We start from the raw sequence: 19239 nt of genomic DNA, 5'->3' as shown, positions 1-19239 counted from the left end.
GCATGGGCTCGGCTCTACAGCAGCCCGGCACCGCCCTGACTTACGGGTACAGCAGGCGCTTGCTCCAGCGCCCTTCGGCGCCGGCTTCATAGCACCAGCGTTCGTGCAGGCGGAACTGCGCGCCGTACCAGAACTCGATGCGGTCAGGCACCACGCGCAGGCCGCTCCAGCCGTCGGGGCGCGGCACGTCCTTGCCTTCGAAGCGCGCTTCGACCTCGGCCACGCGCGCATCGAATTCCTCGCGCGTTGCCAGCGTCTTCGACTGCTGCGAGGCCCACGCGCCGATCTGGCTCATGCGCGGGCGGCTGGCGAAATAGGCGTCGGCCTCAGCATCGGCGACCTGCTCGACACGGCCCTCGATGCGTACCTGGATGCCGGCCTCGCGCAGGCTGCGCCACAGGAACAACAGCGCGGCCTGCGGATTGGCCTGCAGCTCACGGCCCTTGTGGCTGTCCAGGTGGGTATAGAAGACGAAGCCGCGCTCGTCGAAGGCCTTCAGCAGCACGGTGCGCGCCGAGGGACGGCCCTGCGTATCGGCGGTCGCCACCGTCATCGCGTTCGGCTCGACCTCGCGGCTCTGCCTGGCCTCTTCGAACAGGGCGGCAAACGTGGACAGGGCTTCTGCGTACAGGTCGCTCATGATTGCGTTCTTCTCACACGGATTGGGCTATTGTGGCTGCATGGCCGCTGCTGCGTATATGCCCCAGGTGAAAGGATTCCCCGAAACATTGGCCGAACAGGTGCTGGACGATGCACTGGGCAGCGGCGCAGCAGTTCCAGTATTGGCGATCAGCGGCCTGCAGGGGAGCGGCAAATCGACGCTGGCCGCGCAGGTGGTGGCCCGCGCCCAGTCGCGCGGCCTGAACGCAGCCACGCTGTCCATCGATGATGTCTACCTCACCCGCGCACAGCGCCAACGGCTGGCCCGCCAGGTGCATCCGCTGCTGATCACGCGCGGCCCGCCGGGCACCCACGACCTGACGCTGGCCCACGCGGTGCTCGACGCCGTAACCGCACGCCAGCCTTTGGCGATGCCCCGCTTCGACAAGCTGGCCGACGAACGCGTGCACGAAGCGCAATGGCCGCGTATCGAGCAGCCCCTCGACCTGCTGGTGTTCGAAGGCTGGTTCCTGGGCACGCCGGCGCAGGATGACGCCGCGCTGGACAGCCCGTTGAACGCACTGGAGCGCGAAGCCGACGCCGATGGTCGCTGGCGGCGCTGGTGCAACCAGGTGCTGGCCCGCGACTACCCGGCGCTGTGGCAGCGCTGCGACCGCCTGTGGTTCCTGCAGCCGCCGGATTTCTCGGTGGTACCGCGCTGGCGCTGGCAGCAGGAGCAGAACCTGCAGGCCGCGCAGCCGGGCCGGCACGGCATGAGCCGGCCACAGCTGGAGCGCTTCGTGCAGTACTACGAGCGGGTCAGCCGCCAGGCGCTGCATGCCCTGCCCGCCCTGGCCGACCACGTGGTGGTGCTGGACGGCCAGCGACAGGTGCAGGACGTGCGCTGAGCGCGCCTATTCCACCAGGAAGGTCACCCGCAGGTTGACCCGCCATTCGGTGATTTCGCCGCTGCCATTGGTCACCACCTTGGTCTCGTTCACCCAGGCGCCCTGGATGCCCTTGACCGTCTCGGAGACCTTCTTCAGACCGCTGCGCACGGCGTCCTCCACGCTCTTCGGCGAGGAGGCGGTGATTTCGATGACCTTGGCGACCGTCATGGCCTGTACTCCGGTTGGCGCGGGAAACCCCGCAGGAACGCCTACCCTGACGTGAAGGACGTAAAGGCCGGGGCACGGAGGTGTTAGCATCAGAGGGCATGAATCCTGCTCCGAACCTGATCCTGATCGGCCCGATGGGCGCCGGCAAAACCTGCATCGGCCGCCGCCTGGCCGAGCGCTTCACGCTGGACTTCGTCGATGTCGACCAGGCCATCGTCGACGCCGCCGGCGCCAGCATCCCGACCATTTTCGAGCACGCCGGCGAAGCCGGCTTCCGCAGCCATGAGCGGCAGGCCCTGGCCCGCGTGCTCGAAGGCCGAGGCCAACTGGTCTCCACCGGCGGCGGAGCGGTGCTGGATCCGGACAACCGCGCATTGATTGCCCGGCGCGGCTTCGTGGTCTACCTGCGGGTCGGCGTGGCCGCGCAGCTGGAACGCCTGGCCCGCGACAAGGGCCGGCCGCTGCTGCAGCGCCCGGACCGCGAGCAGGTGCTGCATGATCTGGCCGCACAGCGCGACCCGCTGTACCGAGAACTGGCCGACCTCACGCTCGATACCGACCCGTATACCGCTGCCGACGCGACTGCCCAACTGGTAGTCAAGCTGGCCACGCAATGGCAGCGCCAGGACATGACCACATGACTTCCCCCGCCCTGCTGCAGGTCGCCGTTGGCGGCGATCGCCCCTACTCCATCACCATCGGCGCCGGTGCCCTGGCCGATGGCGCTGCACTGGTTTCACACGTGCGCGGCCGCCATGTGCTGCTGCTCAGCGACAGCGAAGTGGCTCCGCGCTATCTGGCGTCGGCCAAGCAGACGCTGTTGGCCGCACGCCCCGACCTGATCGTCGGCGAGCACGTGCTGGCCGCCGGCGAAGCCTCCAAGACGCTGGCCGAATTCGGCCGTGCGATCGAAGCGCTGGCTGCGCTCGGCGCCACCCGCGATGCCTGCGTGTTCGCGCTGGGCGGCGGCGTGGTCGGTGATCTCGCCGGCTTCGCCGCGGCCTGCTGGATGCGTGGCGTGGACTGCGTGCAGCTGCCCACCACCCTGCTGGCGATGGTCGATTCGTCAGTCGGTGGCAAGACTGCGGTCGACATTCCGGCCGGCAAGAACCTGGTCGGCGCCTTCCATCCGCCACGCGCGGTCATCGCCGATACCCGCGTACTGGCCACCCTGCCGCCGCGCGAGCTGCGTGCGGGCCTGGCCGAAGTGGTGAAGTACGGCGCGCTGGGTGATGCCGTGTTCTTCGAATGGCTGCAGCAGCATGCCGATGCGCTGCTGGCCGGCGAGGATGCTTCTCTGGCCGAAGCCATCGCGCGCAGCTGCCGGCACAAGGCCGCCATCGTCGAGCGCGATCCGTTCGAGAAGGGCGAACGTGCCCTGCTCAACCTCGGCCACACCTTCGGCCATGCCATCGAAACCGAGCAGGGCTACTCCGCGCCCGGCCGCGATGCGCTGAACCATGGCGAGGCAGTAGCGGTGGGCATGGTGCTGGCGGCGAAGCTGTCCACCGAGCTGGGCCTGGCCGACGATGCCGACCGCGTGCGCCTGCAGGCACTGCTGGAACGCCTGGGCCTGCCGGTGGCAATCCCGGCCGGGCTCGACCCGCAGGCCCTGCTCGGCCGCATGCGCCTGGACAAGAAGAACGTGGCCGGCCGCCTGCGCCTGGTGCTGTGGCGCGGCATGGGGCGTGCCGAAGTGGTGCCGGACGTGGATGAGGCGGCGGTGCTGAAGGTGCTGGGCGCGGGCTGACCTTTCCGCGTTCGCCGGGCATGGCCCGGCGCTGACGGATTGTGCTGCGGCATGAAGCGCAGCCGAGCGTGGGCTCGGCTCTACAGGTCCGTGCCGCCCCGGGGCGATACAATCGGCGCCATGCACGTCTACCTGCAACATCCCGACGCCGGCGCGCAGGCACCGCGCTTCCTGCGCCTGAGCCTGCAGCCGGACCTGTTCGGCGGCTGGGAACTGTTGCGCGAGAGCGGTCGCGTCGGTGGCCGCTCGCAGCTGCGGCGCGAGCTGTTCCTGCAGGCCGACGAAGCCCGCCATGCCTTCGAGAAGGCCCGCGATGCCGAACTGCATCGCGGTTTCCAGATCCTCTCGCACGGCGACTGACGCCGCTGCCAACTTTCGTCCAAGGAATGCCCATCGTGACCAGCCCTCTCCGCAACGATCGCCTGCTGCGCGCCCTGCGCCGCGAACCGGTGGACTGCACCCCTGTCTGGCTGATGCGCCAGGCCGGCCGCTACCTGCCGGAGTACCGCGCGACCCGGGCCAAGGCCGGCAGCTTCCTGGCCATGGCCAAGACCCCGGAGATTGCCTGCGAAGTCACCCTGCAGCCGCTGCGCCGCTTCCCGCTGGATGCGGCCATCCTGTTCTCGGACATCCTCACCATTCCCGATGCGATGGGCCTGGAGCTGTACTTCGTCGAAGGCGAAGGCCCGAAGTTCCGGCACCCGGTGCGCGACGAAGCCGCCATCGCCCGGCTGGCGGTGCCGGACATGGAACAGGACCTGGGCTACGTGATGGATGCGGTACGGCTGATCCGCCGCGAACTGGACGGCCAGGTGCCGCTGATCGGCTTCTCCGGCAGCCCGTGGACACTGGCCTGCTACATGGTGGAAGGCGGTGGCAGCAAGGACTTTGCGCGCATCAAGGCCATGGCACTGAACCACCCGCAGGCCCTGCACCGCCTGCTGGAGGTCACCACCGACGCCGTGATCGCCTATCTCGGCGCGCAGCGCGCGGCCGGTGCACAGGCGCTGCAGGTGTTCGACACCTGGGGTGGCGTACTGTCGCCGTCGATGTACCGCGAGTTCTCGCTGCGCTACCTGCAGCGCATCGCCGAGGAGCTGGAGCGCGGCGAAGGCAGCGAGCGCACGCCGCTGATCCTGTTCGGCAAAGGCACCGGCCTGCACCTGGAAGCGCTGTCGCACACCGGTGCCGATGCGCTGGGCCTGGACTGGACGCTGGACCTGGACGAGGCACTGCGCCGCACTGGTGGCCGCGTCGCCCTGCAGGGCAACCTCGACCCGACCACGCTGTACGCCTCGCCGGATGCGATCGCCGCGGCCGCCGCACGCGTGCTCGACACCTATGCCGCCGGCAACGGCGGCTCGCGCGAGGGCCATGTGTTCAACCTTGGCCACGGCATGTCGCCGGACATGGACCCGGCACACGTCCAGGTGCTGGTCGACGCGGTGCACGCGCACAGCCAGCGCTGAGCATTCCGCAGGCCATCACGGCGCGACCTTGATCGCGCCGTGACCCGCAGTGCGCGATCATGGCGGCCCCCACGCTGCACCGGCCGCACGCCATGCCTACATCGTCATCGACCTACAACCGCCACCGTCCCCTGCTGTGGCTGGTGTCCCTGGCGATCTTCATGCAGATGCTGGACTCGACCATCGTCAACACGGCGTTGCCGGCGATGGCGGCCAGCCTGGGCGAGAGCCCGCTGCAGATGCAGTCGGTGGTGTTCAGCTATGCGCTGGCGGTGGCCACCTTCATTCCCGCCTCGGGCTGGATTGCCGACCGCTATGGCACCCGGCGCACCTTCCTGGTGGCGATCATCCTGTTCACCCTCGGCTCGCTGGCCTGCGCGTTGGCCCAGCACCTGCACCAGCTGGTCGGTGCGCGCGTGCTGCAGGGCATCGGCGGTGCGATGCTGCTGCCGGTCGGCCGGCTGGCGGTGATGCGGTCGGTGCCACGCGAGGATTTCCTGCGCGCGATGAGCTTCATCGCCATCCCCGCGCTGGTTGGCCCGCTGATCGGCCCCACGCTGGGCGGCTGGCTGGTCGAGATCGCCTCATGGCACTGGGTGTTCCTGATCAACCTGCCGATCGGCGTGATCGGTTTCATCGCCGCGATGAAGATCATGCCCGACCACTACGCCAGCCATCGCACCCGCTTCGACCTGCGTGGCTACATCATGCTGGCCTTCGCGATGGTGGTGCTGTCGCTGGCGCTGGACGGCATCTCCGGCCTGGGTACGCCACATGCGCTGGTGATGCTGATGACCGTGGCCGGCCTGGCTGCGCTGGTGGGTTACTGGCTGCACGCCGCCAACTCCACCGCGCCGTTGTTCTCGCTGGCCCTGTTCCGCGTGCCCAGCTACCGCATCGGCATCCTCGGCAACCTGTTCTCGCGCATCGGCAGCAGCGCCATGCCGATGCTGATCCCGTTGCTGTTGCAGGTCGGCCTGGGCCTGGGCCCGATGAACGCCGGCCTGATGATGGTGCCGGTGGCGGCGGCCGGCATGGTGTCGAAGAAGCTGGCGGTAAAGCTGGTCGAGCGCTACGGCTACCGCCGCGTACTGATGGTCAACACCGTGCTGGTGGGCCTGGCGATGGCCAGCTTCATCCTGATGACACCGGGCCAGCACCTGGCCTGGCGCCTGCTGCAGCTGGCGTTCTTCGGTGCGGTCAATTCGCTGCAGTTCACCGTGATGAACACCGTAACCCTGCGCGACCTGGACCGCGAGTTCGCCAGTTCCGGCAACAGCCTGCTGTCGATGGTGATGATGCTCGCCGCCGGTTTCGGTGCTGCGGCGGCCGGCAGCCTGCTGGCCGCGTTCGGCAACCACCTGGACAGCAACAGCGCGACCGCCGCGCTGCATGCCACGTTCCTTTGTGTGGGCGCGATCACCCTGACCTCGACGATGATCTTCTGGCAGCTGCCCGATACCAAGCCGGAGCCACGGCAGGTCGAGCACGTCGCGGAGTGAGGGTGGTTCGGCAGGGCCTGCGGCCCTGCACCCGCGGTAGTGCCGGCCGCTGGCCGGCAACAGCAACAGCCAAAGCGGCATTCCGTGGGTTGGCGGGGCGGTGTCGCAGCGCGGGGACGCCGCAAGTACGTCCCTGTAGGCTTGGCAGCCGCATCCATGCGGCTGACGCCCCGCACTGCGACACCGCCCCACCTCTGACAGATTTTCGCGATCGGGTAGATCCACGCCGTGCGTGGATGAGCGTCCATTGAAATCGAACATTTCGATATCTGTGAGATTTGAGCCGAGCATGGCTCGGCTCTACACAGGGCGCCGGCAGCTCGCGAGAATCTGTCAAAGGCGGGGTGGGTCCGGTTGCGGGGGCGTGAGCCGCATGGGCCCGAGGCATGCCTCGGGCGGGTTGGGCAGGACGCCCAACCCCGGTCTTGCCGTGTGCGCAGGATTGCGCACACGAGCAAGCGGCGACCGAGCTTACATGGGTGAGGGCGCTTTGCTTGCGAAGCACTGCTTCGCAAGCGCCCGAACGCACAGCCGCCAGCGGCTGGGCCGGGCCCCGGAGGGGGACTTGCAGCGTCCCCCGTAACCGGACCCACCCCGCCATCCCACAGGAAGCCAGCTTTTGCTTCGGCGGTTGCTGTTGCTCCGGCTTGCAGCAGGTGCAGGGCCGCAGGCCCTGCCGCCGCACCCTACCGCCCCATGACCCTGGCGATCGCTTCCAGCAGCAGTTCACCGGTCACCGGCTTGCGCAGGAAACCGCCGATGCCGGCCGCTTCCACCTGCTGCTGCAGGTCCGGATCGGTCCGCGCGGTCACGGCAAGCAGCGGCAGCATGTAGCCCTGGTTGCGCAGGTGCTGGGCCAGTTCGAAACCGCTCAGGCCCGGCAGGTCCAGGTCCAGCAGGCCGACGTCGAAATCGCCGGCACTGATCTCGCGCAGCGCCGCCAGCGCATGGCCTGCATGCACCACCTCATGCCCACGCGCACTCAGCAGCCCGCGTATCACATCGGCCACGGTCGCGTCGTCTTCCACCAGCAGTACCCGCAATGGCGGCATGTTGGCCGCTTCCTGGCGGTGCGTATCACCCTCTGCCTCGGCATGGGCATCGACCACCATCGGCAACGGCAACGTCACGCCGAAGCAGGTGCCACGACCGAGCTGGCTCTCCACCTGGATCCGCCCTTGCATGGCATGCGCCAGTTCGCGGCAGATTGCCAGGCCCAGGCCACTGCCACCGTACTGTGCAGCGGTGCGTGCGCCATCGGCCTGCTCGAAGCGGCGGAAAAGGCGCTGCTGTTGTTCCTGGCTGATGCCCGGGCCGGTGTCGCGCACTTCGAAATGCAGCGATCGCAGTTCGGCGTCGCTACGCGCGTGCAGGGTGATGGTGCCGCGGCTGGTGAACTTGACCGCATTCGAGAGCAGGTTCAACAGGATCTGCCGTACCCGCATTGCATCGCCGTTGGCCTGCAGGCCGGCGGGCAGCTGGTTGTCGAGCGTGAAACGCAGGCCCTTCTGCGCCGCCAACGGCCCCATCAGCGCGGCCAGGTCCTGCAGCAGGCTGCCCAGTGCGAACGGCTTGTGCTGCAGCTCCAGGCGGCCCGATTCGATCCGCGCCAGGTCCAGCGCATCGTTGACCAGATGCAGCAGGTGCTCGCCGGCATGGCGGATCGATTGTGTATAGCCACGCTGCTGCGGATCCAGCGGCGAGGCCAGCAGCAGCTCGCTCATACCCAGCACACCGGTCATCGGTGTACGTATCTCGTGGCCAAGATTGGCCAGGAAGCGGGTCTTGGCCGCCGACGCCTGTTCGGCCAGTTCCTGCTTGTGCAGCGCAAGCTGGTAGGCGTGGCGACGTTGCAGGCGCCGACGGTAAAGCCAGGCGAACCAGCTGGTCAGCAGCAGCGCGAACGAGGCAAGCATCAACAGGCCGGACAAGCTGCGCCACCACGGTGGCTGCACGCGGAATTCCAGGCTCTGCACACGTGACCAGACATGGTCAGCCGACCGCGCCTGCACTTCCAGCCGATAGCTGCCCGGTGCCAGCCGCGAGAACAAGCGCTCACCGGCCGGCCCCACTTCCACCCAGTCCGGGTCATAGCCGGCCAAGCGGTAACGATAGGTGTTGGACGCCGAATCGGCGAACGACAACAGGCGCGCGACGATGCGCAGATCGCGGTCGCCGTCGGCGATCTGCAACGGCGCGTCGTGGGTGAGGTCCAGCACCTGCTCGTTGCGGCGCACCTCCACCCGCTCGATCACCAGCGGCGCACGCCGCATCGACGGACGTACCTGCTTCGGGTCGAACACCACCACACCGGCCGGTGTACCTGCCACCAGATGACCGTCTGCCGACATCACCAGCGTGTGTTCGCGGAATTCCTGGCTCGGCAGGCCATCGTGCACGCCATACAGGCGCACACTCTGGCCGTCGGCCCCGATGCGCACCAGGCCACGCGCACTGGTTGCCCACGCAACCCCCTGCGCGTCGACCACCAGCCCCGAGGCGGAGATCGCCGGGTAGCCCTGCTCTGCACCGATCACGGCCTGCCGCTCCAGCCGGCCCTGGCTCCAGCGGTAGCGCGACAGGCGGCCATCTTCGGACAGCCAGACCTGGCCATCGGTGCCCACGTGCAGTGCATGGATCGCGGTCGCCGGCGCACCCGGCACCGGCTGGAAACGCTCGCTTTCCGGCAGCCACTGCAGCAGGCCACGGCTGCTTGCCAGCCAGATATGGTCCTGTGGCCCGCATTCCACGTCCAGATTGAGCTGGCCCTGCTGCAATCCACGCTGGCCATTATCCAGTTGGCGCCGCAGGCGCCCATCCAGATCGCGTTGCTGAAGCCCCGACGGCAGCATCAGCCAGAGACTGTCACCATCACAGGTCATCATGGATTCGATGACTCCTTCCATGGTCGCGTCGGCGCCGGCATCCCGGCCCCAGCGGCGCAGATCACGCCGCTTCGGGTCATAGCGCAGCAGTGCGTCGTTGGAACCGATCCAGACCTGGCCGCGGCGATCCTCGCGCACCGAGGTCAGCCAGTGCATGCCGTTGACCCAGGTACGGTGCTGTTCGATGCTGCCGGTCTTCGGATCGAAGCGGTCCAGCGCGCCGTGGCTGCCGACCGTCCAGATGCCGCCATTGCTGGAGGGGCTGGTGCCCAGCACGAAGGCATTGCGCAGCGAGCGCGGGTCGTCCTCCAGCCGCGACAGCACCGAGAACTGCCACCAGCGCGGCAACAGGTGCCACAGGCCGGCATTCGTGCTGGCCAACCAGATGCCGCCCTCGCGATCCTCGTAGGCACCTGTCCAGTTCGGGCGCACCGGGCCACGTGCCACCGCGCTGTACAGGGGCACGGCCTGGTACTGGCCATCGACCGCCCGGCCGAGGCCGGTGCGGGTGTCCAGCCAGTGCCCGCCCTGCTCGTCGCGCAGCATCATGCCCAGCACCTGCTCGCCTTCGGGCAGCTTCCAGGACGGTGCCTCGAATCGACCATCGGGACGGCGCACCATGGCACCGGCCATCGTGCTGATCCAAAGGCTGCCATCGGATTCGGCCGTCAAGCCATTGATCAGCAGGCTGGGAATGATGCCGGCCCCGACCCGCTCAAAGTCCGTGCCGGTCCAGCGCGCGACGCCATGCTTGGTGCCGATCCACAGGCTGCCGTCAGCAAGGGTGGCCAGGTACGGCACCGATGCCGCCGGCAGGCTGCGCGGGTTGTTCGCTTCAGGCAGGAAGCGCTGCAACCGGTCCTGGTTGTCCAGGCGGTACAGACCACCTTCGTGGGTGCCGAACCAGACCGAACCATCCGGCGTGGTGGCCAGGCTCCAGACCGTGTTGGTGCCCATCAACGGCTGGCTGCTGCGGTCGTAGAAGTGCAGCTGGCGGCGATCGGCCGACATCCGTACAAGGCCGGCGTTCTCGGTGCCGATCCAGAGCTGGTTGCGGGCATCGACCAGCACCGTCCAGATGCGGTTGTCGCGCAGGCCGTCTTCCGAGCGCCAGATCCGGTAGTTGCGCCCGTCGTAGCGGGCCAGGCCGTCATTGGTAGCGATCCAGAGGTAACCGTAACGATCCTCGGCCATGCGGTTCACGGTGTTGGACGGCAAGCCGTCGAACACCGTCACCTGGCGCGGGTTCGGTGGCACCGGCTGCGCCGCAGCGGGTGACAGGCCGCACAGGAGGACCAGCAGCAGCATCGCCGCCCGCAGATACACCACCGATTGCCTCCTCACGCTGCTTCTGATGATTCCCGCACTACGGGCGTCGGCATGGTAAACCGAAAGTCGCGACGTTCACGCCCGGCGCTGGCGCATTCAAAGGGCGGTTTGTCGTTTTGCGCGCGCCTGGGCAATGGCAGTCACCAGCATGTCACCGGTCACCGGCTTGCGCAGGAAGCCATCGAACCCAGCCGCCAGGACCTGGGTCTCGGCGTAGGCGTCGGACCGTGCAGTGACCGCCACCAAGGGAAGTTCATAGCCCATGGTGCGCAGCTGCCGGGCGATGGCGGTGCCGTCCAGCGCCGGCAGATCCAGATCAAGCAGGCCCACGTCAAAGCCATCGGTGGCGATCTCCGATAGCGCGCCCAAACCATGCAGCACGTGCACCACGTCGTGGCCACGGCCACGCAGCAGGCCGGCGATGACCTCGGCCACGGTCGCGTCATCCTCCACCAGCAGGATGCGTAGTGGCGGCAGCATCGGCAGTACCGGCAATTCGCCCGGCGCATTGGCGGCCTGCCGGTTCCAGGGCAGCGGCAGCCATACCCGGAAGCGGGCGCCCTTGCCCGGCTGGCTGTCCACTTCAATGCGCCCGTTCATGGCCACGGCCAGCTCCTGGCAGATCGCCAGGCCCAGCCCGCTGCCTCCATAGCGCGACGCGGTGCGCGGGCCATCGGCCTGTTCGAAGCGATGGAACAGGCGGTCCTGCTGCTCGGCGTTGATGCCCGGGCCGGTGTCATGCACTTCGAAGCAGAGTCCACCACCGTTGTCTTCCAGCCGCACGGCCAGGCCGACGTGCCCGCGCTCGGTGAACTTGATTGCATTGCCCAGCAGATTGAGCAGGATCTGCCGCACGCGCATCTCGTCGCCACTGACGCTGATCGGCCCAGGTGGAATGTCCCCACGGCGGAACTCCAGATTGCGCTGCGTTGCCATCGGCTGCATCAACGCCTGCACCTGGTCGAGCAGGCTGGCCAGATCGAACGGGCGCAGGTCCAGCTCCAGCCGGCCGGCCTCGATGCGGGCCAGATCCAGCGCGTCATTGACCAGCCGCAGCAGGTGGCTGCCCGCCTGCTGGATCGAGCCTGCATAGCTGCGCTGCACTGGATCCAGCGGGGTGGCCAGCAGCAATTCGCTCATGCCGAGCACGCCGGTCATCGGCGTGCGCACCTCATGGCCCAGCGTGGCCAGGAACCGGCTCTTGGCCTGTGATGCCTGCTCCGCCAGCTGCTGCTTGTGCACGGTCAACTGCCATTGCTGGCGGCGGCGCAGCCGCGCACGGATCGACCACACCACGATGAGCAGCAGCAACGAGCCGATCAGCAGGTAGCCGAAGATCGCCATGCCGCTGCGCCACCAGGGTGGCAAAACCTTTACCTGCAGCCGCTGCGAAGGTGTCCAGGCGCCACTGGCTGTCGCCGCCTGGACTTCAATGACGTAGCTGCCGGTCGGCAGCCGCGACAGCGTGCGTTGGCCGTCACCGCCCTGCTCCACCCAGTTCTGGTCGTAGCCCTGCACCCGGAAGCGGTAGCGGTTGCCCTGCGGGTTGGCATAGGAAAGCAGCCGCGCATCAATCTGCAGGTCACGGTCATCCGGCCCCAGCAACAACGTGCCGCTGGTCGGCAGCGGTTGCCAGCCACGGGCATCATCGCGCCGCACGCGGACCTCGGCGATCACCAGTGACGAAGGCGGCAGCGTGGTATCGGCGGCATTCACATCGAACTCGACCAGGCCGGTCTGGGCCACCGCCAGCACGCGACCGTCGGCATTCACCGCCGGCGGCCGACTGGTGAACTCGGCGTCCGGCAGGCCATCGCGTTCGTTGAACTGCTGCAGGCGGCGCGCTTTCGGATCCCATCGCAGCAGGCCACGTGGCGTGGTCGCCCACAGGCGGCCGTCTTCGGCCAACGCCAGCCCCCCCATGCTCACCGGCGGCACGCCCGCACTGCCATCAATGCGCTGGATCAGGCGCAGGCTCATGCCATCCCACTGATAGCGCTCGAGCGCACCTTGCCGGGCCAGCCACAGCTGCTGCGGATCGACCCACACCAGGTCATAGATCAGCCCGCGCGAAACGCCCGGCACCGCTTCGAAGCGCCCGGCCTGTTCACGCCAGATCCCCATGTCGCCCATCACCCAGGCCTTGCCCTGGGCATCGAAGCGGATCTGCTCAATCGGTGAATCGGCCGTCTTGCGGAAATCCTCCAGCGGGTAGCTGCGCAGTATGCGGCCGTCGGCACTGCGTTGCTGCAGGCCGAGGTTCATCACCGACAGCCAGACCGTGCCATCGGGGGCCTGCCGCATCAGATCGACGCGCTGGCGCAGGTCCGCGCCCCCGTCGATACGCCAATCGTGCAACGCGCCGGTGGCCGGGTCGTACACGCTGATGCGGCCGGCACGCCCCAGCCACAGGCGCCCGTCCGGCCGCGGCAGCACCGACCACACCGCCCCGCTGCCAATCTCGCGATCGCTGGCCAGCAACCGCAGGGTTCCCTGCGCATCCAGCTGGTACACGCCATGTGCCGAGCCAACATAGTAGTTCTGGCCATCGCTGGCTGCACTCAACAGGTACTGGCTGTCCAGCGGCTTGCCGTCAAGCTGGTTCCAGATCGAAAACCGGCGCCAGTCCGGGGGCAGGTAGGCCAGGCCCTGGGTCAGCAGCGCCACCCACAATCCGCCCTCGTGGTCCTGCAGCAGATCGAGCACACCACTCTGGGCAGTGAGGAAACCACTGCCGCGGTCGCCATCGAGCCGCCACAGCATGCTGGCATCTCCGCGCAACAGGCCATCGGAGGTGCCTGCCCAGTAACCGCCCTGGCGATCAGCCAGCACCAGCGCCGAACGCAGGCGCGCACTGTCGGCCCAGCGTGGACGGCTGACCCGGTCCTGCGGGTCGATACGGTAGAGGCCGTCATTCTGGCTGCCGGCCCAGATCGAGCCGTCGGGGTCGCGGCTCAGGCGCAACACGCTCAGCGCCCCCAGTTCGCGCGGTGCGACAGCCTCGAACCCAGTCCCGTTCCAGCGCGCAATGCCCGCCTCGGTGCCGATCCAAAGGCGTCCCTGCGCATCGACCAGGCTGCTGTAGATGGTATTGCTGGGCAATCCCTCGGGACGGGCCGGATCATGCTCGAAGAAGCGCAGGCTGCCATCTTCACCGAAACGGCAGACGCCATGGCCGCTGGTGCCGATCCACAGTGCATCCTCGGCGTAGGCCAGCGTCCAGAACTGGCTCATGCAGGGGCCGTTGACGGTATCAAAGGTCTTGAAGCGTTCGCGGTCGGCATCCAGCCGGGCCACGCCCTTGCCATTGATGCCGACCCAGACGCGGTCCAGGGGATCGACCAGCAGGGTCTCGATTTCGTTGCCGGGCAGCGAGCCCGGCTGCTCCGGATCATGTTCCCACACCCGCAGGTTGCCACCGTCATAGCGCACCAGGCCACCATCGGTGGCGGCCCAGACATGGCCCTGGCGATCCTCGGCCAGCGCCAGCACCATGCGCGAGGGCATGCCTTCGGCGGCACCGAAACGGCGCAGCCGCGGTGTCTCGGCCATGTCCGGGGCCGCAGCCGCCGTGGCAAATGCCATCAGCAGCAGCCCCATTCCCGCGATGCCCCGGCGCCACAGGCGCCAACCGCTCGTCATCCTGAACCCCCTGTCCTGCCCCGATTGTCACACAGCGCCGGGTTCATGCCTGCAACAGGCTGTTTCCACCGGTGGACCCACCACGAACTGTTGCAGCCATGCACGCAACGTTGGCGGGGGGCTGTGCGTATGATCGCAACGTCCCCTTCCGGAGCCCGCCATCGATGCGTCCCTGCCTGGCCCTGCTGCCGATGCTGCTCGCCACCGCTCCCGCCTTGGCCGATGCGGATACCTATCGCCTCGATCCGGTGCATACCCGTGTGCTGTTCACCATCGACCACGCCGGTTACTCGCAGGCGATGGGCACGGTCTCCGGCAGTGAAGGACGCCTGCAGTTCGATCCCGACAACTGGCGCGAAGCCACACTGGACGTCGAGGTTCCCGTGTCGCGATTGGACCTTGGTGATGCCAAATGGAACCAGGCCACGCTGGCGCGCAGCCTGCTGGATGGTGAGCGCTTCCCGAAGGCACACTTTGTCTCCAGTCGGGTCGAACCGATCGATGCAAGGCGCGCCCACGTGATCGGCAACCTGACCCTGCGCGGGGTCAGCCAGGAAATCACGCTGGACGTGACCCTCAACGCCATCAAGCGCTACCCCCTGCCCCCATTCCGACGCACCGCCGGTTTCTCGGCCAGCACCACGCTGAGCCGGCGCGCGTTCGGCATCACCGCCTGGCCGGGCGTCATCGGTGATGCAGTGCAGTTGAGGATCGAGGCTGAAGCCACCCTCGACCGCAGCGACGCCCCGGGAACTCCCGCTCCCGTTCCGCACTCCGACCCCAAGATGGCCCGCTAGAGGACCTTTCATGACCGCCAAGAACACCCCCGCCGCCTGGGGGAGTGTCAGCCAGATCCTGCATTGGTTGATCGCACTGCTGATCCTCGCCCTGGGCGTGGTCGGCCTGACCATGGGCGAGCTGCCCAAGACCCCCAAGTATTTCTGGGTCTATACCGCGCACAAGTCGATCGGCATCACGGTGCTGGCGCTGGTGCTGTTCCGCCTGGGCTGGCGCCTGTATGCCGGTGCGCCGAAGCCGGTGCCGGGCGTGCCCAGCTGGCAGGAACGCATCGCCAGCGCCACCCACGTGCTGCTGTACGTGCTGATGTTCGCCATCCCCCTGTCGGGCTGGCTGTACGACTCGGCCAGCGGCCTGCGCCCGTTCCGCTGGTTCGGCCTGGTGGATGTGCCCAAGCTGAGCGGACCCGACCCGCAGGTTGTCGCGGTGTCACATGCCATCCACGAATACGGCTTCTGGCTCTTGATCGCGGTGGTACTGGCCCATGCCGGTGCCGCCTTCTACCACCACCTGTTCCAGCGCGATGCGACCCTGTCCCGCATGTTGCCGCGCGGCTGGCTTGCCTCCCCTCAGAAGGACTGACCGATGAACCTGAAACTGACCACTCCGGCCGCCGTGGCCGCCGCCCTGGCCGGCATGCTGGCTACCGCCCCGGCGCTCGCTGCCGACTATGCGCAGGCCCCCGGCGCCGGCTCGATCCTGGTGTTCGCGACCAAGTACGACGGCGAGGTGTTCACCGGCAGCTTCCCGGGCTTCGCCACCAAGCTCAGCTTCGACCCGGCCAATCCGGCCGCCGGCTCGCTGGACGTGGTGATCCCGCTGGCCGGTGCCAAGAGTGGCAACAGCGACCGTGACTCGACCCTGCAGGGTGCCGACTTCTTCAACGTCGGCAAGTTCGCCACTGCGCGCTACACCGCCAAAGGCTTCCGCGCGGTCGGCAACGACCAGTTCGCCGCCGATGGCACCCTCGAGCTGCGTGGCGTCAGCAAGCCGGTCACCCTCACCTTCACCTGGAAGCCGGGCGCCCAGCCGGTGCTGACGGGCAAGGCCACGGTCAAGCGCCTGGACTTCGGCGTCGGCGGTGGTGACTGGGCCGATACCAAGACCATCCCGGATGAGACCGCGATCAGCACGATCGTGAAGTTCGACGCGAAATAACACGCCTCCGGTAGTGCCGGCCGCTGGCCGGCATCACCGGGAACAGAGGGGTTGCCGGCCAGCGGCCGGCACTACCGATCGACGGCCAGCCAGGCCTGCACCGTGGCCGCGTCGAACGGCCAGTCCAGCTCGCGGTCATCGCGCTCGTCGCGGAGCACCGGCACCCGCGCGCCGTAGCGCGATTCCAGCGCCGGCTGGTCATCCAGGAACACCGATTCGAACTCCGGCGCCCGCGCCTTGGCCAGTTCGGCCAGGGCCATGTCGCACAGGTGGCAATCGTCACGCTGGAACAGAGTCAACACCGGTTTTGCTCCCTCTGCCGAAATGCTGCGCCGCAGCCATGGAAGTGCGGCGTGAGCCGCTAGAATAGCGGTCTCTTCCGGTACCCGCAGTACGGCATCCATGGCTGTCAGCACGTTCGACGTTTTCAAGATCGGCATTGGCCCGAGTTCCTCGCACACCGTCGGGCCGATGAAGGCCGCCGAGCGATTCATCCATCGCTGGCTGCTCGATCCGGGCCGCCTGCCCGAGGTCGCGCGCATCCGCGCCGATGTCTATGGCTCGCTGGCGCTGACCGGCCGCGGCCACGGCACCGACAAGGCGATCCTGCTCGGCCTGGAAGGCCAGCGCCCGAACCTGATCGACCCGGACATCATTCCGGCTACGCTCGAGCGCATCCGCAGCAGCAAGCGCATCCAGCTGATGGGCCAGCACGAGATCGCTTTCGACGAGAAGCGCGACCTGGGCATGAACAAGCGCCAGAAGCTGCCGTACCACACCAACGGCATGCGCTTCACCGCCTACAACGCCGAGGACGAAGTAATCGCTACCCGCGATTACTACTCCGTCGGCGGCGGCTTCGTGGTCAACCAGGACGACGCGGCCGACGACCGGATCGTGCCCGATGAGACCCCGTTGCCCTACCCGTTCAAGAGCGGCGACGAGCTGCTGGCGCAGACCGCACGCAGCGGCCTGAGCATTGCCCAGCTGATGTTCGAGAACGAGAAGTGCTGGCGCAGCGAAGACGAGATTCGTGCCCAGCTGCGCGAGATCTGGAGCGCAATGCAGTCTTGCGTGGCGCGCGGTATCCGCGAGGAAGGCGTGCTGCCGGGTGGCCTGAAGGTGGGCCGTCGTGCGCCGGCGCTGTACCGCGAGCTGTCGTCGAAGCCGGAAGCGGCAATGCGCGATCCGCTGACCACGCTGGACTGGGTCAATCTGTACGCACTGGCGGTGAACGAAGAAAATGCCGCCGGTGGCCGTGTGGTAACTGCGCCGACCAACGGTGCCGCCGGCGTGCTGCCGGCGGTGCTGCATTACTTCGACCGTTTCTGCCCCGGCGCCAATGAGCAGCGCGTATTCGACTTCCTGCTGACCTCGGCAGCGATCGGCATCCTGTACAAGGAAAACGCCTCGATCTCGGGCGCCGAAGTGGGTTGCCAGGGCGAAGTGGGCGTGGCCTGCTCGATGGCCGCCGGTGGCCTGGTCGCGGCACTGGGTGGCAATCCCAGCCAGATCGAGAATGCCGCGGAAATCGGCATGGAGCACAACCTCGGCCTGACCTGCGACCCGATTGGCGGCCTGGTGCAGATCCCCTGCATCGAACGCAACGCGATGGGTGCGGTGAAGGCGATCAATGCCTCGCGCATGGCGATGCGCGGCGACGGCAAGCACAAGGTGTCGCTGGACAAGGTGATCAAGACCATGCGCGATACCGGCCGCGACATGCAGGACAAGTACAAGGAAACCAGCCGCGGTGGCCTGGCGGTGAACGTCATCGAGTGTTGAGGTCGACCGGGCCCGGCGCGATGGCGCCGGTCCGCAGGTAGAGCCGACTGTCAGTCGACTATCGCGCGCAGCGCGGGATGTTCGCGGTCTGATCGAAGAGCAGTCGACTGACAGTCGACTCTACCCCGTTGTCCCTGGCTGGCCGGTCGGACGACACCATCACTGCGTTGCGGTTAGGCTCGGGGCTCCCCTGCCCAGGACTGCCCCATGCGCGTGATCGCTACCGCCCTGCTTGCCTGCCTTCCGCTGTCCGCCCTCGCCGCGCCCAGCTATGGGCCGCGCCTGGAGGGCTTCGACTACGGCTATCCAGTGAAGACCTTCGCGCTGGAATCGCAGCGACAGCCGCTGGAGATGGCCTACCTGGACATCGCGCCGAAGAAGGCGCCCATCGGCGTGGTGGTGCTGCTGCATGGCAAGAATTTCTGCGCGGCCACCTGGAAGGAATCGATCAAGCCCTTGGTTGCCGCCGGCTACCGGGTGATCGCCCCGGACCAGGTGGGTTTCTGCAAATCCAGCAAGCCCGAGCGCTACCAGTACAGCTTCGCGCAGCTGGCCGCCAACACCCATGCGTTGCTGCAGCAACTGCAGCTGGGTGATGTGCCGGTGCACCTGGTCGGTCATTCGATGGGTGGCATGCTGGCAGTGCGCTACGCGCTGATGTTCCCACAGGACCTGCGCAGCCTGGCACTGGTCAACCCGATCGGGCTGGAGGACTGGAAGGCGCTGGGCGTGCCGTGGCGCAGCGTGGACGCGTGGTACGCCGGCGAAATGAACATCAGCTATGACAGCATCCGCCGCTACCAGCTGGACGTGTACTACGACGGCAAATGGAAGCCGGCCTACGAGCCGTGGGCGCGGATGCAGTCAGGCATGTATGAAGGGCCGGGCAAGCAGGCCGTTGCATGGAGCCAGGCCCTGGCCTCGGACATGGTGTTCAACCAGCCGGTGGTGTACGAGCTGAAGAACCTGCAGGTACCCACCACGTTGTTCATCGGCCAGAAGGACCGTACCGCGATCGGCCGTGACCTGGCGCCGCCGACGGTGAAGGCGACGCTGGGCAACTATCCGGCACTCGGCAGAGCGGCAGCCGCGGCGATTCCGGGCGCGACGCTGATCGAGTTCGCCGAACTGGGCCATTCGCCACAGGTGCAGGACCCGAAGCAGTTCAACAGCGCGCTGTTGAAGGCGTTGAAGTCGCGCTGA

Annotated in this window: 16 protein-coding genes; 11 read left to right on the top strand and 5 right to left on the bottom strand. The window is 67.7% G+C overall.

Annotated features, from left to right (window positions below):
- Nucleotides 1-40 precede the first annotated feature (40 nt).
- Nucleotides 41-640, bottom strand: a complete 600-nt coding sequence (gene pdxH, locus AC5P9W_RS17035; protein ID WP_019660049.1) for a pyridoxamine 5'-phosphate oxidase — start codon at nucleotides 638-640, stop codon at nucleotides 41-43.
- Between the two features lie 40 nt (nucleotides 641-680).
- Here pdxH and AC5P9W_RS17030 point away from each other — a divergent pair, with 40 nt between their 5' ends.
- Nucleotides 681-1508 (top strand): D-glycerate 3-kinase, encoded by an 828-nt coding sequence (locus AC5P9W_RS17030; RefSeq protein WP_021204427.1) that lies wholly within the window; start codon nucleotides 681-683, stop codon nucleotides 1506-1508.
- A 6-nt stretch (nucleotides 1509-1514) separates the two neighbouring features.
- On the opposite strand, the gene AC5P9W_RS17025 is transcribed toward AC5P9W_RS17030, so the two are convergent.
- Nucleotides 1515-1718, bottom strand: a complete 204-nt coding sequence (locus AC5P9W_RS17025; RefSeq protein WP_005410663.1) for a dodecin family protein — start codon at nucleotides 1716-1718, stop codon at nucleotides 1515-1517.
- A 98-nt stretch (nucleotides 1719-1816) separates the two neighbouring features.
- Between AC5P9W_RS17025 and AC5P9W_RS17020 the strand changes: the two genes are divergently transcribed.
- From AC5P9W_RS17020 to mdtD, 5 genes are all read left to right on the top strand, one after another.
- Nucleotides 1817-2359: a shikimate kinase gene (locus AC5P9W_RS17020; protein ID WP_021204428.1), complete on the top strand. Its 543-nt coding sequence runs from the start codon at nucleotides 1817-1819 to the stop codon at nucleotides 2357-2359.
- On the top strand, nucleotides 2356-3468 hold the full coding sequence (gene aroB, locus AC5P9W_RS17015) for a 3-dehydroquinate synthase (protein WP_188250378.1): 1113 nt from the start codon (nucleotides 2356-2358) through the stop codon (nucleotides 3466-3468). Before AC5P9W_RS17020 ends, aroB begins: the two co-directional genes overlap by 4 nt.
- Before the next feature lie 120 nt (nucleotides 3469-3588).
- Nucleotides 3589-3828: a WGR domain-containing protein gene (locus AC5P9W_RS17010; protein WP_019660053.1), complete on the top strand. Its 240-nt coding sequence runs from the start codon at nucleotides 3589-3591 to the stop codon at nucleotides 3826-3828.
- Between the two features lie 26 nt (nucleotides 3829-3854).
- Nucleotides 3855-4937: a uroporphyrinogen decarboxylase gene (hemE, locus tag AC5P9W_RS17005; RefSeq protein WP_049468774.1), complete on the top strand. Its 1083-nt coding sequence runs from the start codon at nucleotides 3855-3857 to the stop codon at nucleotides 4935-4937.
- Between the two features lie 92 nt (nucleotides 4938-5029).
- Nucleotides 5030-6439, top strand: coding sequence for a multidrug transporter subunit MdtD (gene mdtD, locus AC5P9W_RS17000; RefSeq protein ID WP_103282599.1), 1410 nt, complete (start codon nucleotides 5030-5032; stop codon nucleotides 6437-6439).
- Nucleotides 6440-7125: 686 nt separating this feature from the next.
- On the opposite strand, the gene AC5P9W_RS16995 is transcribed toward mdtD, so the two are convergent.
- Nucleotides 7126-10653 (bottom strand): hybrid sensor histidine kinase/response regulator, encoded by a 3528-nt coding sequence (locus AC5P9W_RS16995; protein ID WP_019660056.1) that lies wholly within the window; start codon nucleotides 10651-10653, stop codon nucleotides 7126-7128.
- Nucleotides 10654-10749: 96 nt separating this feature from the next.
- Nucleotides 10750-14295 carry a sensor histidine kinase gene (locus AC5P9W_RS16990; protein WP_262212646.1) on the bottom strand — a complete coding sequence of 1182 codons (3546 nt, stop codon included), beginning with the start codon at nucleotides 14293-14295 and terminating at the stop codon, nucleotides 10750-10752.
- Nucleotides 14296-14459: 164 nt separating this feature from the next.
- On the opposite strand from AC5P9W_RS16990, the gene AC5P9W_RS16985 reads away from it, so the two are divergent.
- Genes AC5P9W_RS16985 through AC5P9W_RS16975 form a run of 3 tightly spaced genes read left to right on the top strand, consistent with a single transcriptional unit; the run spans nucleotide 14460 to nucleotide 16251 of the window.
- Nucleotides 14460-15092 carry a YceI family protein gene (locus AC5P9W_RS16985; RefSeq protein WP_495219368.1) on the top strand — a complete coding sequence of 211 codons (633 nt, stop codon included), beginning with the start codon at nucleotides 14460-14462 and terminating at the stop codon, nucleotides 15090-15092.
- A 10-nt stretch (nucleotides 15093-15102) separates the two neighbouring features.
- The gene (locus tag AC5P9W_RS16980) at nucleotides 15103-15675 is read left to right on the top strand and encodes a cytochrome b (RefSeq protein WP_005410672.1); all 573 of its coding nucleotides are present in this window, start codon (nucleotides 15103-15105) and stop codon (nucleotides 15673-15675) included.
- 3 nt (nucleotides 15676-15678) lie between these two features.
- The gene (locus AC5P9W_RS16975) at nucleotides 15679-16251 is read left to right on the top strand and encodes a YceI family protein (protein WP_134734745.1); all 573 of its coding nucleotides are present in this window, start codon (nucleotides 15679-15681) and stop codon (nucleotides 16249-16251) included.
- A gap of 71 nt (nucleotides 16252-16322) precedes the next feature.
- Here the strand turns inward: AC5P9W_RS16975 and AC5P9W_RS16970 are convergent, their stop codons facing one another.
- Nucleotides 16323-16553: a glutaredoxin family protein gene (locus tag AC5P9W_RS16970; RefSeq protein WP_058981142.1), complete on the bottom strand. Its 231-nt coding sequence runs from the start codon at nucleotides 16551-16553 to the stop codon at nucleotides 16323-16325.
- A 100-nt stretch (nucleotides 16554-16653) separates the two neighbouring features.
- On the opposite strand from AC5P9W_RS16970, the gene AC5P9W_RS16965 reads away from it, so the two are divergent.
- Entirely contained in the window at nucleotides 16654-18036 is a 1383-nt protein-coding gene (locus tag AC5P9W_RS16965) for an L-serine ammonia-lyase (RefSeq protein WP_021202030.1), read from the top strand.
- Between the two features lie 207 nt (nucleotides 18037-18243).
- Nucleotides 18244-19239, top strand: a complete 996-nt coding sequence (locus AC5P9W_RS16960; protein ID WP_019660062.1) for an alpha/beta fold hydrolase — start codon at nucleotides 18244-18246, stop codon at nucleotides 19237-19239.

The sequence above is a fragment of the Stenotrophomonas sp. YJH_SMC_33 genome (assembly GCF_059372295.1).
This window is presented reverse-complemented; position numbering and strand designations above follow the sequence as displayed.